Source organism: Pseudoalteromonas sp. T1lg24 (assembly GCF_002964745.1).
GTDB classification, from domain to species: Bacteria; Pseudomonadota; Gammaproteobacteria; order Enterobacterales; family Alteromonadaceae; genus Pseudoalteromonas; species Pseudoalteromonas spongiae.
Genome location: NZ_PQCB01000033.1, coordinates 1,489,702 through 1,505,271 on the forward strand (window position 1 = coordinate 1,489,702; position 15,570 = coordinate 1,505,271).

Annotated in this window: 15 protein-coding genes; 6 read left to right on the plus strand and 9 right to left on the minus strand. The window is 41.3% G+C overall.

Going from position 1 to position 15,570, the window contains the following annotated elements:
* Positions 1–309: 309 nt before the first annotated feature.
* Entirely contained in the window at positions 310–1,422 is a 1,113-nt protein-coding gene (locus C2M30_RS18875; protein ID WP_105172867.1) for an arginase family protein, read from the plus strand.
* Between the two features lie 108 nt (positions 1,423–1,530).
* The gene (locus tag C2M30_RS18880) at positions 1,531–2,232 is read left to right on the plus strand and encodes an amino acid ABC transporter substrate-binding protein (RefSeq protein WP_105172868.1); all 702 of its coding nucleotides are present in this window, start codon (positions 1,531–1,533) and stop codon (positions 2,230–2,232) included.
* Between the two features lie 127 nt (positions 2,233–2,359).
* Here the strand turns inward: C2M30_RS18880 and C2M30_RS18885 are convergent, their stop codons facing one another.
* Positions 2,360–3,148: a thioesterase family protein gene (locus tag C2M30_RS18885; protein ID WP_105172869.1), complete on the minus strand. Its 789-nt coding sequence runs from the start codon at positions 3,146–3,148 to the stop codon at positions 2,360–2,362.
* 218 nt (positions 3,149–3,366) lie between these two features.
* On the opposite strand from C2M30_RS18885, the gene dnaK reads away from it, so the two are divergent.
* Together dnaK and dnaJ are read left to right on the plus strand one after the other, a co-directional pair.
* Entirely contained in the window at positions 3,367–5,289 is a 1,923-nt protein-coding gene (dnaK, locus tag C2M30_RS18890; RefSeq protein WP_105172870.1) for a molecular chaperone DnaK, read from the plus strand.
* 137 nt (positions 5,290–5,426) lie between these two features.
* Complete coding sequence (gene dnaJ / locus C2M30_RS18895) at positions 5,427–6,563, plus strand: molecular chaperone DnaJ (protein WP_105172871.1); 1,137 nt, start codon at positions 5,427–5,429, stop codon at positions 6,561–6,563.
* A gap of 103 nt (positions 6,564–6,666) precedes the next feature.
* On the opposite strand, the gene C2M30_RS18900 is transcribed toward dnaJ, so the two are convergent.
* A complete protein-coding gene (locus tag C2M30_RS18900; RefSeq protein ID WP_105172872.1) occupies positions 6,667–7,179 on the minus strand; it encodes a hypothetical protein in 513 nt (170 codons plus the stop codon).
* Positions 7,180–7,465: 286 nt separating this feature from the next.
* On the opposite strand from C2M30_RS18900, the gene C2M30_RS18905 reads away from it, so the two are divergent.
* Together C2M30_RS18905 and C2M30_RS18910 are read left to right on the plus strand one after the other, a co-directional pair.
* Positions 7,466–8,944: a methyl-accepting chemotaxis protein gene (locus C2M30_RS18905; RefSeq protein WP_105172873.1), complete on the plus strand. Its 1,479-nt coding sequence runs from the start codon at positions 7,466–7,468 to the stop codon at positions 8,942–8,944.
* Positions 8,934–9,458 (plus strand): DUF6436 domain-containing protein, encoded by a 525-nt coding sequence (locus C2M30_RS18910; RefSeq protein WP_105172874.1) that lies wholly within the window; start codon positions 8,934–8,936, stop codon positions 9,456–9,458. Before C2M30_RS18905 ends, C2M30_RS18910 begins: the two co-directional genes overlap by 11 nt.
* Positions 9,459–9,468: 10 nt before the next feature.
* Here the strand turns inward: C2M30_RS18910 and hisIE are convergent, their stop codons facing one another.
* Genes hisIE through hisD form a run of 7 tightly spaced genes read right to left on the minus strand, consistent with a single transcriptional unit; the run spans position 9,469 to position 15,567 of the window.
* A complete protein-coding gene (gene hisIE / locus C2M30_RS18915; protein WP_105172875.1) occupies positions 9,469–10,080 on the minus strand; it encodes a bifunctional phosphoribosyl-AMP cyclohydrolase/phosphoribosyl-ATP diphosphatase HisIE in 612 nt (203 codons plus the stop codon).
* The gene (hisF, locus tag C2M30_RS18920; protein ID WP_105172876.1) at positions 10,077–10,850 is read right to left on the minus strand and encodes an imidazole glycerol phosphate synthase subunit HisF; all 774 of its coding nucleotides are present in this window, start codon (positions 10,848–10,850) and stop codon (positions 10,077–10,079) included. Before hisF ends, hisIE begins: the two co-directional genes overlap by 4 nt.
* Positions 10,832–11,566, minus strand: coding sequence for a 1-(5-phosphoribosyl)-5-[(5-phosphoribosylamino)methylideneamino]imidazole-4-carboxamide isomerase (gene hisA, locus C2M30_RS18925; protein WP_105172877.1), 735 nt, complete (start codon positions 11,564–11,566; stop codon positions 10,832–10,834). The genes hisF and hisA overlap by 19 nt, the downstream gene beginning before the upstream one ends.
* A gap of 8 nt (positions 11,567–11,574) precedes the next feature.
* On the minus strand, positions 11,575–12,159 hold the full coding sequence (gene hisH / locus C2M30_RS18930; protein ID WP_105172878.1) for an imidazole glycerol phosphate synthase subunit HisH: 585 nt from the start codon (positions 12,157–12,159) through the stop codon (positions 11,575–11,577).
* The gene (gene hisB / locus C2M30_RS18935) at positions 12,156–13,217 is read right to left on the minus strand and encodes a bifunctional histidinol-phosphatase/imidazoleglycerol-phosphate dehydratase HisB (protein ID WP_105172879.1); all 1,062 of its coding nucleotides are present in this window, start codon (positions 13,215–13,217) and stop codon (positions 12,156–12,158) included. The genes hisH and hisB overlap by 4 nt, the downstream gene beginning before the upstream one ends.
* 5 nt (positions 13,218–13,222) lie before the next feature.
* Positions 13,223–14,275 (minus strand): histidinol-phosphate transaminase, encoded by a 1,053-nt coding sequence (hisC, locus tag C2M30_RS18940; protein WP_105172880.1) that lies wholly within the window; start codon positions 14,273–14,275, stop codon positions 13,223–13,225.
* A complete protein-coding gene (gene hisD, locus C2M30_RS18945) occupies positions 14,272–15,567 on the minus strand; it encodes a histidinol dehydrogenase (RefSeq protein ID WP_105172881.1) in 1,296 nt (431 codons plus the stop codon). The genes hisC and hisD overlap by 4 nt, the downstream gene beginning before the upstream one ends.
* Positions 15,568–15,570: the final 3 nt, after the last annotated feature.

The following is a 15,570-nucleotide window of genomic DNA, read 5'->3' on the forward strand; positions in this document are numbered from 1 at the left end:
AGAACTTGATAATTATATGAAAAGCTATGCAGTTAGCTTGAATAAATCTTCAGGTGATTACGGGTTGTTTCTAGTAGTTGATTTGACATTCAAAGGCAAAGCCTCTAAGAAAGGGGCATGTAGATTATTGTTGGGTTTATCGACTAAACCAATTTTTAACAAATACAACGAGTTAAAAATTAAAGACCATTAAATGATACCTTGCTTAGTTTTGTAACGAGCGGATTTAGTAACAAATGGTATTTCCAGCAATAAATTTTTAATCTATGCATAATTATATGACTGATTATGCTTTGTTCGGAGCTGAATATGAGCGACTCTAAAAACGCATTTATAGAAAAAGTAACAAATTGCTTATGCCCACCGGGTAATGGTGTTTTCACTGTTAACACGGCAAAAGAGCGAAAAGAAGCGCTGCACCAGTCAATCTATGGTCAGACCGAAAACATCGACGCGCTGTGGCGTGATAGTCTGCAAACTATTGAACAAAGTGAATATAGCGCAGTAACGTTAGGCATTAGTTCAGATTGCGGCGGTGGCATTTTACGCGGCGCAAACTGGGGACCGCTATTTTTACGCAGCACCTTAATGGAACAACAACCAAATGCGAAAACATTCGACTTAGGTGATGTGCGCGTTATTCCACACCTGCTACATGATAAATACTTAAACGACGGTACGATTTCAAACTGTCAAAAAGCGCTTTATCAAGATGAAAGCAGCGATTATCACGTAAGCCCATTATCAATTACCGAAGATGTCTGTGATGACTTTTACGCCAATTTCCCAGATAAAGGGATTTTTGGTATTGGTGGCGACCACTCAATTAGTTACCCATTAACTAAGTCGTACTTAAAGGCAAAACGTGCGCAGGGTAAACGCACTGCAATTATTCACTTTGATGCACACACCGACCTACTTGTTGAGCGTTTAGGTATTGATTTATGTTTTGGCTCTTGGTGTACACATATTCTGGAGTTTTTACCGGCGCCACATCATTTAATTCAGTTTGGTATTCGCTCAAGTGGTAAAGATAAAACTCATTGGGAATCAACATTTGGTGTTAAACAGCATTGGGCGCATGAGATTCGAGAAAAGGGCGCACAAGCGATTGTTGACCAAGTAATTGCACAGCTAAAAGCAGATAATGTCGACGAGCTTTACGTCAGTTTTGATATCGATGCTCTTGATGCAACATTTGCAGCGGCAACGGGTACACCTGAATACGATGGTATGACGCCAGATGAAGCAATGCTAATTTTAAATGCACTTGCTAAACAGTTTCCAATTACGGGCGCAGATATGATGGAAATTGCGCCGTTTACCGATGCATCACACAGTGGTAAACAAGCCTCTGAAAGTACATTGCGAGAGGGAGCAAAAATTTCAGCCTTGTTAATCGATGCGATGAACAGTAAGTAAATAAAAAAGGTGCCAAATGGCACCTTTTTTGCTCTTATAGTTTCTAAAGTCAATAACAGGGTTTACACTTAACAGTATGAAACCCCGTGATTTATCAAAAAGGTAAAGATGGTAAACCGATTAGCTGCACTGTATGTCTTATTATGCTTAATGCCTATTAGTGCGTTCGGTAAACTGACGGTATTCACTGAAAATTTAAGTGGCTTTCAATATTACAATGAGCACGGGAAATTTGTCGGGCCCAATTTCGATAAAGTACATCGTGCGTTAAGTGCTGCAAATATTGATTATGAGCTAAATGTACTTGGCTGGTCACTCGCTTATAACGGGGTGTTACGCGACCCAAATGCGTGTATCTTTTCGCTTGCTCGTTTACCAATGCGTGAACCTCATTTTAAGTGGGTTGCTAAATTAAGCCACTTTACGGCTTATTTTTATGCCTTACCCGAAAAACAAATTAAATTAGAGTCAATTCTCGCCGCAAAAGAATACAAAACCGCGGTAATAGAAAACAATTTTAGCCATCATTATTTAACGCAACATGGGTTTAAATTAGGTGCGCAATTATTAGTGATTGAGAATGTCGATAGATTGTTCCACATTATGAAGCAGCGTAAACACGTACTTGATCTTATTGTATTGAACGAAAAGCAATACAAAACGCAGCGCGAAATTGACAAAACCACTCCTGAATTAACCAAGGTATTCAAATTTAAACAAGAAGCAACGAGTTTATATTTTGCATGCAATACTAAAATTAGCGACGATATGATAACTAAACTAAAAGCAGGATTTGAAGCGGTAAATTAGTTTTAAAAGGTCTTTATTGTTGGTTTGGTTATTGAGCAATGCAAATTAGATTAATTACGTTACATTAAGCCAGCATTGATTACATTTAAGCGCCCATTTAATGAGCGCTTAACTAATCGCTTTTAGCTTAATCAAACAGCGCAACAGTTTGACGACTCATAGCTAACAATTCACCCGCCTGATTATAAATATTCGCTTCTTCACAAGCATACCCATCGCGACTATGATGGGTAAACGCATCAAAACCAAGCCAAGCGTCAGCTGCTAATGGCTGGTGAGGTAAAAACTCAATATACCAAGACATTGAACTGGCAGGAGCAACGTTTGCATACATTTGTAATTGTGCAGGTGGCCACGCATCTGTCAGCGCTAATATATGCGCAACAGTTAAATCTCTCGGTGTTTCTTTTAAACGCATCCATCCTGCAAGTTCGCCATTCGATGCATTTGAAAACGGCATAGCCCCTTTTTGAATATTAAAACTCATGTGTTGGAAAAATTGGGGAGTTACGCCTTCTATATAAGGGGTAAGGTTTTCTTCATTAACCGGTTCCAACGGGCATGTCGCTTTATTTTCAACAATCACATTTGAATCACGTTTTATTGCAAAGCATGCAAGGGCAATCACCGCGACTTTTTCGTCTTGAATAATTCTTGCTTCAATCTGTGATGCACTTTTACCTTCACGCAAAAGTGAAAGCTCAATATTAAATGGCACATCGGCGATCAGCGGGCCAACAAAATTAGTACTCAGTGACAGTAACGTACGTTCGTCATTAGATACTGTGCGCATTGCGGTGTACAGCATAGCAGCAGAAATACCACCGAAGGCTGTGCGGCCTTGGCACCAGTTAGCAGGGAAGGTTAACTGGGTAAGGCGTGAATTAACTTGGTCTAATAATTGGTCAAAATGCATAAGAGTTTCATTTGTTATTGTAACTAGTTTGTTTATAACAAAAATGAAGTGGTATGACCACTTGTTGTATTAAAATTCATCATTGCAAAAAAAATTTCAAAATTTTAAAAAAAATTTACGTTTTACAGTTGAATTGTCATTACCCCACCCCTATTAAGTAACCATCTAAACGAATTAATCATTTTTTGATACAGAATTAAAGAAGTAGGAGAGGTTCCATGGGTAAGATTATTGGTATCGACTTAGGCACAACAAACTCATGTGTTGCAGTATTAGACGGCGATAAGCCACGCGTAATTGAAAATGCAGAGGGTGATCGTACAACCCCATCAATTATCGCATACACTGACGAAGGTGAAACGCTTGTAGGTCAACCTGCAAAGCGTCAGGCGGTAACAAACCCAACAAATACATTATTCGCAATTAAGCGTTTAATCGGTCGTCGTTTTGAAGACGAAGAAGTACAACGTGATATCGACATCATGCCATTCAAAATTGTTAAAGCAGACAATGGCGATGCATGGGTAGAAGCGAAAGGCGAAAAACGCGCTGCACCACAAATTTCAGCTGAAGTTCTTAAGAAAATGAAGAAAACAGCAGAAGATTTCTTAGGTGAAGCGGTAACTGGCGCAGTAATTACTGTACCGGCATACTTTAACGATGCTCAACGTCAAGCGACAAAAGACGCGGGTCGTATCGCGGGCCTTGATGTTAAACGTATTATCAACGAACCAACTGCTGCTGCACTTGCATACGGCATGGATAAGAAGCAAGGCGACAACGTAGTTGCTGTTTACGACTTAGGTGGTGGTACATTCGATATCTCTATCATCGAAATTGATGAAGTAGAAGGCGAGCACACGTTTGAAGTATTAGCAACCAATGGTGACACGCATTTAGGTGGTGAAGATTTCGATAACCGCGTTATCAACTACCTAGTTGAAGAATTTAAGAAAGATCAAGGCATCAATTTAAAGACGGATCCACTTGCGATGCAGCGTGTTAAAGAAGCTGCAGAAAAAGCGAAGATCGAACTTTCAAGTGCACAACAAACAGAAGTTAACCTTCCGTATGTAACTGCTGATGCGTCAGGTCCTAAGCACATGAACGTTAAACTAACGCGTGCTAAGTTAGAGTCACTTGTTGAAGATCTCGTAACGCAATCACTAGAGCCACTTAAAAAGGCATTAGCTGACGCAGATCTTTCTGTTAGCGATGTTAACGACGTAATTCTAGTGGGTGGTCAAACACGTATGCCACTAGTACAAAAAGCGGTTACTGATTTCTTCGGTAAAGAGCCTCGTAAAGATGTAAACCCTGATGAAGCAGTAGCTATGGGTGCTGCGGTTCAAGGTGGTGTTTTAGCGGGTGACGTAAAAGACGTACTACTACTAGACGTTATTCCTCTTTCGCTAGGTATCGAGACAATGGGTCAGGTTATGACTGCATTAATCGAGAAGAATACAACGATTCCAACGAAGAAGTCACAAGTATTCTCAACTGCTGAAGACAACCAAAGTGCGGTAACAATTCACGTACTTCAAGGTGAGCGTAAGCAATCAAGCGCGAACAAATCACTTGGTCAATTCAACCTAGAAGGTATTCGCCCTGCACAACGTGGCGCGCCACAAATTGAAGTAACGTTTGACGTTGACGCTGATGGTATCTTACACGTATCTGCAAAAGATAAAGACACGGGTAAAGAGCAAAAGATCACAATCCAAGCATCTTCAGGTCTAAGCGATGATGAAATCGATGCAATGGTACGTGACGCGGAAGCAAACGCAGAAGAAGATAAGAAGTTTGAAGAACTAGTACAAGCGCGTAACCAAGGTGACGCAATGGTTCACGGTACACGCAAGCAAATCGAAGAAGCAGGTGAAGCACTACCAGCTGATGATAAAGCAGCGATTGAAGCAGCACTTTCAGAGCTAGAAACAGCAGTGAAAGGCGATGACAAAGCTGAAATCGAAGCGAAAACGCAAGCGCTTATCGAAAAATCGCAAAAACTAATGGAAATTGCGCAAGCAAATGCACAAGCGCAACAAGCTGGCGGCGACGCAGGCCAACAGCAACAAGCACAGCAAGATGACGACGTTGTTGACGCTGAGTTTGAAGAAGTAAAAGACGATAAAAAGTAATTTACTTTAAAGAGGGCGCGCGGGTTTCGACTCAGACGCGCCCTTAGTGTATCTAAAGGTTTTATGAATTTTGAGGCTAAAGACCCCGCTGGGGCAATGCAAATGCAGTTAGCCAACTAACGGGGAAAGCAGTAATTATGTCAAAACGCGATTATTATGAAGTACTAGGCGTTGCAAAAGACGCTAGCGATCGTGATATTAAAAAGGCATACAAACGCCTTGCTATGAAGTATCACCCAGATCGTACCGCAGGCGACAAAGACTTAGAAGCTAAGTTTAAAGAAGTAAAAGAAGCATACGAAATACTTGGCGACAGTCAAAAACGTCAAACATACGACCAATTTGGTCACGCAGCCTTTGAACAAGGCGGTGGCGGCGGTCACGGTGGCTTTGGCGGCGGTGCAGATTTTGGCGATATCTTTGGTGACGTATTCGGCGATATTTTTGGTGGCGGCGGTGGCCGACGTCAATCTCGCCAACAACGTGGTGCTGACTTACGCTATAACCTAGATTTAAGTCTAGAAGAAGCAGTTCGCGGTAAAGACGTTGAAATTAAAGTACCAACTTGGGTGTCATGTGAACCATGTGATGGTTCTGGCGCGAAGAAAGGCTCTAAGCCACAAACATGTGGTACCTGTCATGGTCATGGCCAAGTACAAATGCGCCAAGGCTTCTTTGCTGTTCAGCAAACATGTCCAACCTGTAATGGTAGCGGTCAAATTATCTCAGATCCATGTAATAAGTGTCATGGTCAGGGCCGCGTAGAAAAAACCAAGACCTTGTCTGTGAAAATTCCGGCAGGTGTTGATACTGGCGACCGTATTCGTTTAGCTGGCGAAGGTGAAGCAGGGCAACACGGTGCACCAGCAGGTGATTTATACGTGCAGGTTTCTGTTCGTGAACACCCAATTTTTGTTCGTGACGGCAGTAATTTATATTGTGAAGTACCTCTTAGCTTTACCACAGCAGCACTTGGTGGCGAGATTGAAGTACCAACGCTAGACGGTCGTGCAAAACTGAAAATTCCTTCAGAATGTCAGACGGATAAAATGTTCCGTATGCGCGGTAAAGGCGTTAAGTCTGTTCGCGGCGGTGCAGTGGGTGACTTAATCTGTAAAGTTATTATTGAAACACCGGTTAACTTAAACGAACGTCAAAAAGAATTATTACGTGAATTAGATGAGAGCATGGGCGGTGATAGCTCACGCCATCGTCCAAAAGAGCAAGGATTCTTTGATGGTGTTAAGAAGTTTTTTGATGACTTAACTAAGTAATCTAGCTTAGTAACTTAGCCTATTAGTTTAGCTAAGTAAAAATACTAAAAAGGGCTCACAACTGTGGGCCCTTTTATTGACTTTATATAATGAATATATGGACTTATTTTTTAATTAAACCACCAACTTCAAAGGATGTTTGCCACGTTTTATTATACTTGGCGTTTGTTTGTCCGCTTTGAATGCTAATTACCGCATCGTGCTCGGCGTTTTTAAATGTAGTTCGTTGGCTTTGATTTTGTGCTGTGTTATTTACTTGCCATTGGCTGCCCAAACATTGTGCTACTTGATTTACGGCTAAGTCAAACGCGTCACGGCTTTGTGATTCGTTATCGTATTGCTTTGCGCACTTGTAAGACACTCTTTCGTTATTCATACCGAGAATTTGACAACTATTGCCTAGCAAATGGTACTTTGGTGTCCACACATCGCCGAACTTAGTTTGAACACGTGTTGCTTTAAGCGGCTCGAATTGATTTTCAAAACCATCAACTAAACCTTGAATTTTTTCACATGGGGTTAAGTTATCGACGTAGGCTGTTTGTGTCGGAGTGAGTGTTGAACCGCAGCCAACTAAAAGCAAAAACAGCGATGCAGCAGAAATTTTACGAAACATAATGCTATCCCTAATAATTTGTCACCAGCATAGCGAGACTTAAAAAGAAAATCTATGCTTAACGTATGCAATATTGTGATTTATCAATTATCAACAAGTGTATTGTTTAGCATTTAATCAAGCTTAAAATTAATTGTTAAATTTGCAATAAACAAAAGCTAAATCAAATACTAATTTTTAATTTAGATTTAAAATTGTGGCATAGGAAAATGAGCCGTTCGGCATTACAAAACGTACAACTCGTGTTGTATTACCGTTTATTTATGAGCACTATTTGGAAGTTTAAATGAATTACCCTTGGATTGAAAAAGCAAACCGGATCTTCTCTGCCGTATTAATTGGCCAGTTTATTATTACGTTAATTATCGCATTCTTTACTGATACCTGGTTTGAAGGTATTGCAATTGGCCTGCTAATTGTCGCATTGCCACTATTTTTAATTAACACTGCCCCGTTTGCATCAGTTACCCGCCATGCTGTCGGTATAGCGGTTCAGTTATTTGCAGCACTCCATATTCAACAAGCCATGGGGTTAACGGAATTACACTTCGAAATATTTGTAATGCTGGCATTTTTAAGCTTCTACCGCGATTGGCAAGTGATTTTGTCGAGCGTATTATTTATAGCCGTTCATCATATTCTGTTTTTTATTGTGCAGTCGCAAGGCGCCTCGATTTACATATTTGAACAAGGCCATTTAGCGTTTTACATTTTGACTATTCATGCGCTTTTTGCGGTAACCGAAGGCGGCGTATTAATGTATGTCGCTAAATTAACGCATAGAGAGGCGGTAAGTGCATATAAATTATCAAAATCAATACATGATGTGTTGAGTAAAGAGGGTACGTTCGACTTAACCGCGTTTACCAAAGAGCAATCAGATGACTCTGATTATCATAAGTTAATGACCTCATTAAGTGGATTTATAAAACAAACCAAAACGGTCAGTGAAGGCGTGTTACTACGCTCTGAAGCTGTGTTAGATTTAACTAACGATGTAGAGCGTGCGACCGACGAAAATGTCAGTCAAATCAACTTAATTGCAACCGCAACGGAACAAATGACAGTAGCAAATGCGAACGTTGCGAGCCAAGCAAGTGAAGCAAACGAAAGTGCAAGCGATGCGTTTAACCGTACTGATAAAACAAAGCAAATTATTGATAGTTCAGCGCAAAATATCGAAGGGCTTAAGGGTGACTTAGCGGCGACATCGCAAACAATTGGTGAACTTGCGTTAAAGTGTAATCAAATTGAAGAAGTCATGAATGCCATTAAATCGATTTCAGATCAAACCAACTTATTAGCGTTAAATGCTGCAATTGAATCAGCTCGCGCCGGTGAACACGGCCGTGGATTTGCAGTTGTTGCAGACGAAGTGAGGCAGCTTGCGATGAAAACGCGTCAAAATGCAGAGCAGATCAGTGAAATTACTGCGGCGTTAATTAATGAGGCGTCGTCTTCGGTTGAGCAAATGGACAAGTGTTTAGTTCAAGCAGAAGACACGGTTGCACAGGCAAAAGACGCATCTAACATGATGCTGGGCGTGGTTGATAATATCGAAAGCATGGTTAATAACATGGCGTCGGTTGCAAGTGCTGCAAACGAGCAAGCAACGGTGTCGGCGAGTATTTCTGAATCGACACAGCGCTTATCACATAATTCAGAGCAATTAAAACACAATACTAATGAGTCCGGCCAACGCTTTAAAGAAATGAAGAACGATATTGAAAACTTAAACCGCGAGTTATCACGCTTTGAGCTTTAAATTACATTGGGTTGTGTTAGCGGTATGGTCAATTATTTTAACCAGCAGTGTGTTGTACTTGTCGACCTTAAAAGCAAAGCAATTTGATGTAAATGGCTTGCTATTGAGTAACGCGATGGACACCGAATTTGACCATCGCTTTACATCGCTTATTGAAGAAACCCTAGATACAAGGAATGGGGCAGTAGTGCACTTTACAATGGATAATTGCTTTTGTGAGCATGTTGCCGAAAGCCACGTAACTTCGGTGAAAAAATTAGCGTCGGAACACGGCTTTAAAAATCATGTTATTACGCTTAATAGTACTAGTCGTTTTAATATACCTTCGGTACCTGCGGTCGCAGTAATCAACCAAAAAGGTAAGCTAACCTATCTTGGTCCTTATTCAACAGGAATGTTTTGTAGCGAAGGCCAAGGCCTTGTCGAGCAGTACATCAACGACAATAAAGAGCACAACGCATTAGGCGCGACTATTTTAACTGATGCCCAAGGTTGCTATTGCAACCTTGGTTAAAGCGTAGACCTTATTTATGTCTATTTTTTAGCACATTAACAACTTGGCTAATATCGAGGTTTTGTCGTTGTAACAAAACTAATAAGTGATACAATAAATCAGCTGATTCATTGAGTAACTCTTCGTTGTCATTTTTCATTGCTGCTAAGGCAACTTCAACACCTTCTTCGCCAACCTTTTGACAACTTCTACTCAACTCTTTGGCAAATAAACTTGCAGTGTAACTTTCGGCTGGGTCGTCATTTTTTCGCTTTGCAATAACACTGTTAAGCGTACCTAAAAAGCTTAAGTCGGTGCTCGCATCACCAAAACAACTTTGTGTACCTAAGTGACACGTTGGACCTTGCGGTTTTGCGAGTATTAATAACGAATCTTGGTCACAATCAGTATGCATTGATACCAATTCCAGATAGTTGTCAGAGCTTTCGCCTTTTGTCCATAAACGCTGTTTTGAACGGCTGTAAAAAGTTACTTTACCAATTTCTAGAGTCGTTTGAACTGCCGCTAGATTACAAAAGCCCTGCATTAAAATTTGCCCCGATTGCACATCCTGTACAATCGCGGGCATAAGCTCACTTTTATCAAAGTCTAGCGCTGAAATATTACTTAAATTTAATTTCATAATCGTACCGGAATAGTCTGTTGATTCAGGGTTTGTTTTAGCTCGGTTATATCAATTAAGCCTTTGTGAAAAACCGATGCGGCAAGTGCACCATCAACATTACTTTGTAAAAAAACGTCGGCAAAGTCTTGAATTTTACCCGCGCCGCCAGAGGCAATTAAAGGAACGTCACAAATCGCGCGTATTTCACTTAATTGTCGATTGTCATAACCCTTTCTTACGCCGTCTTGGTTCATGCAGTTAAGTACAATTTCACCGGCACCTAAGTCTTGCACTTGCTTAACCCATTCATGGGTTTTATAGCGTGTTTGGCTTGATGCGTTAGGATCGCCCGTTAGTTGATATACGAGGTATTCGCCTGTGGTTTCATCATAAAAACTGTCGATACCAACCACAACACACTGTTTACCAAACTCATCATGTAACTCTTTAATAAGCTCGGGCCTTGCTATTGCAGGGCTATTAATGCTGATCTTATCCGCACCCATTTCGAGTACTTTTGCAGCGTCGGCGACCGATTTAATGCCGCCCGCAACACAAAATGGGATATTGATATAACGGGCAATTTGCTCCACCCAAGTGACATCAAGTAAACGCTTTTCGACGCTCGCCGTAATTTCATAGAAAACTAGCTCATCGGCACCTGCTTGCGAATATGCCTCGGCAAGTTGCAATATATCGCCCACGATTTCGTGCTCTTTGAATTTAACGCCCTTTACGACTTGATTATTTTTTACGTCTAAACAAGGAATTATGCGTTTTGATAACACGTTACAGCCTCCTTAGCGCTAAACGCATTATCAAGTAATGATTTACCTAAAATGACACCGCCTACGCCAAGCGCTTTTAACTGCTTAATATCCTCAAGGGAACTAACACCACCTGATGCTTGTACGCGAATATCATCAAACTTTAAAAGAATGTCTTGGTATAGCTTAAATGAGGGGCCGGTCATTGTGCCGTCTTTACTAATGTCAGTGCACAAAAAGTCTTTTACGCCCAATTCTTTATAGAATTCAATAAATTCAAACAGATCGTAAGGCGATTTTTCGAGCCAACCGTGGGTAGCAGGGCGCCAGGTCTCGCCGTCTTTGTTAACATCCAGTGCGATTACAAATTTAGCGGCGCCGAATGTGTTTATCCAATTCTTTACTTGGCTCTTGTCCGTCACTGCTTTCGAGCCAATCACCACTTGATGTACGCCTGCGTTCAGCCAAGTGGATATGTCTGACTCGCTTCGAATGCCGCCGCCGATTTGAAAGGGTAGTTTGAGCTCGTTTGATGCTTCTTGTATGAACTGCCATTGCTTTTTGTCCGGATCACGGGCGCCTTCAAGATCAACAATGTGAATTCGTTCAGCGCCTGAATTTGCGTACTCTGTTAACCGTTGTTTAAAGTCAAAATCATAAAATTGTGCCGTGTCGTACTTGCCTTGGTATAGTCTAACAATTCGATTTTGTAAAATATCTAATGCGGGAATAATCATTATTGTTCCTATAACGCTAAAAAGTTTTTCAGCAAACGTTCACCAACGCGGGCTGATTTTTCAGGGTGGAATTGCATGCCAATAAAATTATCTTTGGCAATAATAGCTGAAAATTCAGTACTATAATTGCTTGATGCCAATGTGTATTGATTCGGCACATGAGCAAAACTATGCACGTAATACACTTGGTCGTTGCCATTGATGCCCGCTAAAATAGGGTGCTCTGATTTTAAATCTAAATTATTCCAGCCCATATGCGGTAGTGTTAGGTTCTCGCTTTTAAGCGCATTTAGTTTTCCAGGAATGAGGCTAAGGGTCTTCACTCCACCTTCTTCAGTTTCGTCGCACATTAACTGCATACCCAAACAAATGCCTAGTAAAGGCTTTTTGTAATTGCGTATAGCATCTTGCCAGTTGTTATCAATTAAGCGTTTCATTGCTACAGAAGCATGACCTACACCAGGCAGCACAGCACGAGGAAAATCGTTAAGTTTTTCTGGCTCTGTGATAATTTCAACCTGAACGCCTAAACGCTCAAATGCAAATCGAACCGAATTAATGTTTGCACAACCGGTGTTAATTATGGCTATCATAAACATCCTTTAGAACTGGCGGTGGTTTGGGTAACATCTTTGGCAATTGCCATGCGCAGTGCACGTGAAAACGCTTTAAATAGCCCTTCAACTTGATGATGGCAATTACCGTCTGACACACTTAAAATTAGGCTAATTGCTGCATTATCAGTGAGGCTTTTGAAGAAGTGCTCAACCATTTGCACATCCAAGTCTCCCACTTTTTCGCGTGAGAAATTAGCATTTAGTACGAACGAAGCACGACCCGATAAATCAATCTGTGCGTCTGCTTTACACTCATCCATTGGCAACGAAAAACCATAGCGGCCAATTTGTGTTTTGGTACTCAGCGCTTGTTTAAGTGCTTGACCAAGTGCAATACCAACGTCTTCAACAAGGTGATGTTCATCAATGTGTAAATCACCCGATGCCTTAATATTAAGGCCGATATTACTGTGCGTACGAATTTGGTCGAGCATGTGGTCAAAAAAGCCAAGTCCTGTTTGTACTTGCCCTTGTTTACCCGAATCAAGGTTTACGCTAACTGAGATTTGGGTTTCGCTGGTGTTGCGATTAACTTCGCCGGTACGATTACGCGTCGTGAGTTTAGTAACGATCTCAGGCCAGTTGCCTGTATACAAAATACCTTCACAGCACAGGTTTTCAGCAAGTTGAATATCGGTTTGGCGATCGCCAATCACATAGGAGTTTGCTAAATCGACATTGCCAGATTGCATCAGCTTTTTTAGTAACCCTGTTTTAGGCTTTCTGCAAGCGCAATTTTCATCGTCAAAGTGTGGGCAAATTAATACCTCATCAAAAGTGATGTTCGATGCGCTAAAAACCTGCATCATTTTATTGTGCGGTGCGTCAAAGTCGGCCTTTGGGAAACTATCTGTGCCTAAGCCATCTTGGTTAGATACCATAACCAGTTTATAACCAGCTGCTTGCAGTTGTAACAGCGCAGGTATAACGCCTGGCTCAAAAACTAACTTTTCGAGTGTATCAAGTTGTTTGTCGATAGCTGGCTCTTCTACTAAAGTACCGTCTCTATCTATAAATAAGTAAGGAACTGCCATAATTATTATCCGTTTATTTCTACTAGCCAGTTGAATACAACGTTAAGCTCTTGTTCTGATCCAATACTGATGCGTAGCCAGTTATCTTCGCCATAAAGTGTAAAAGGGCGCATAATTAAGCCACTTTGCATAGCTGCTGCGATGTGTGCTTTATCGCTAAGCTGGATAGTGACAAAGTTTGCAAAACTCGGTAGTACCTTACGCACGTGTTTGCACGCGGATAACTGATTAATAAGTGTTGCACGATTGTTGTTTATAATTGACACTTGGCGTTTAACGCTACTGATGTTGCAGCTTGTAAGCGCTTGTTCGGCTATTGCGGCAACCACACTCGATACAGGGTACGGCGCTAGCACCTTGCGCATGGTATTAATTAACTCTGGATTGCTTAACACAAATCCGGTGCGTAAACCTGCTAATGCAAATGCCTTTGATAAGGTTCTTAAAACCACCAGGTTTTGATACTTTTCGATTAACCCTGCCGCTGTAAATTCTTCACAAAATTCAATATAAGCTTCGTCAACGACGACAATAGCTTTATCTTCAAACGCTTTTACAATCTCTTCGATTCGAGACAGTGGAAGCACGTTACCGGTTGGGTTATTTGGGTTACAGACAAATACCATCTTGGCGTTACCAACACAATCTAAAAGCTCTGACTGTGGTGCATCAATTAAAAGCGCTTGGCTTAAATCTACTAGCGCAACATTGGCACTTTCTGCGGTTACCTTATACATGCCGTAAGTCGGTAAAAATTGTGCGATGCTGTCTTTACCATTTTGACAAAAGGTACGTACCAATAACTCAATGCCTTCATCTGCGCCACGTGTCATCAAAATGTTTTCGCCTGCAAGATTGCTATAGCCCGCGTACGCGTTGATGACGTTTTCAGGTTGCGGATCTGGGTAACGGTTTAAGTTATCTAAATTTAGTGCATACTCTTTTGCATAAGGGCTTTCATTGGCGTTTAACCACGTTGAACCAGTTAGTTTTTCGCTTTTTGCAGAGCTATACGCTTTCAGTGATTGAATATATTCTGGGGCAAATTCACGGCTCATAATTTGGCCTCCTGTAACCTGATTGACACCGCGTTTGCGTGTGCGTCTAACCCTTCAGCTTCCGCTAGCGGCAAGATACTGTTTGCAAGTTGTGCTAAGCCAGACTGTGAAATGGTTTGCACTGTATAGGTTCTAAAGAAGTCCATTAAGTTAAGCGCGGAATAAACTTGGCTATAGCCATACGTCGGTAACACGTGATTTGTACCAGAGGCATAGTCGCCAGCTGATTCAGGCGTATAATCGCCAACAAATATCGAACCAACGTTATAGAATTTATCTACAATATCTGCAGCATTTCGTGTTTGTACAATTAAGTGCTCCGGCCCATATTGGTTTGACACCTTAATCGCACTCTCAATGCTATCAACTAATATAAAAGGCGAGTTTAACAATGCTTTTTGAGCAATCGCCTTACGCGAAAGCGTACTTAGTTGCGCGTCAATCTCACGTTTGGTTTCGTTTATTAACGTTTCGCAGTTTGATATTAAAACTACTTGAGAATCTTCACCGTGTTCGGCCTGTGATAGTAAATCTGCGGCAACAAAAGTGGGGTTTGCCCCTTCATCGGCAATTACAAGCACTTCAGAAGGACCCGCAGGCATATCGATTGCAACACCAGTAGCTTGCTGAGCAACTAACTGTTTTGCCATCGTCACATAGCTGTTACCCGGGCCAAAGATTTTATTTACTTTGGGTACGGAATCCGTACCGAAAGCCATTGCTGCAATAACACCTGCACCACCTGATTTAATAAGCGTGGTCACACCACATAATTTTGCAGCATACAAAATGGCAGGATTAATCGCCATATCGCCTTTAACCGGTGTTGCTAACACAATGGTTTTAGCGCCACTGAGTTTTGCAAGCGCTCCTTGCATTAATACCGACGAAGGCAGGGGAGCAGTACCACCAGGTACATAAATTCCAACTGCTTGAATTGGTTGATAACGCAGCTCGCAACACACGCCAGGTTGTGTTTCAATAATTTTCGTACCGGGTAATTGTGCTTGGTGAAATTTAGTAATGTTATTAAACGCAATATCAATAGCATTTTTTAATTCAGTACTTAATAGCGCTGGTGAATTATCAATTTCGGTTTGTGGCACAATAAGCTGTTCACTTTGGTTATTATCGAACTGCTGATTAAAATCAAGTAGCGCTTTATCGCCATTTTCTTTGACGGTATCGATAATAGTTTGAACACGCGCTTGCAGTGCGCTCTGATCTTGTTGAGCAGGGCGCGTCAATAAAGCGTCTTGTTGTGCAGCGGAAAGTTGCGACCAAACGTTCACGGT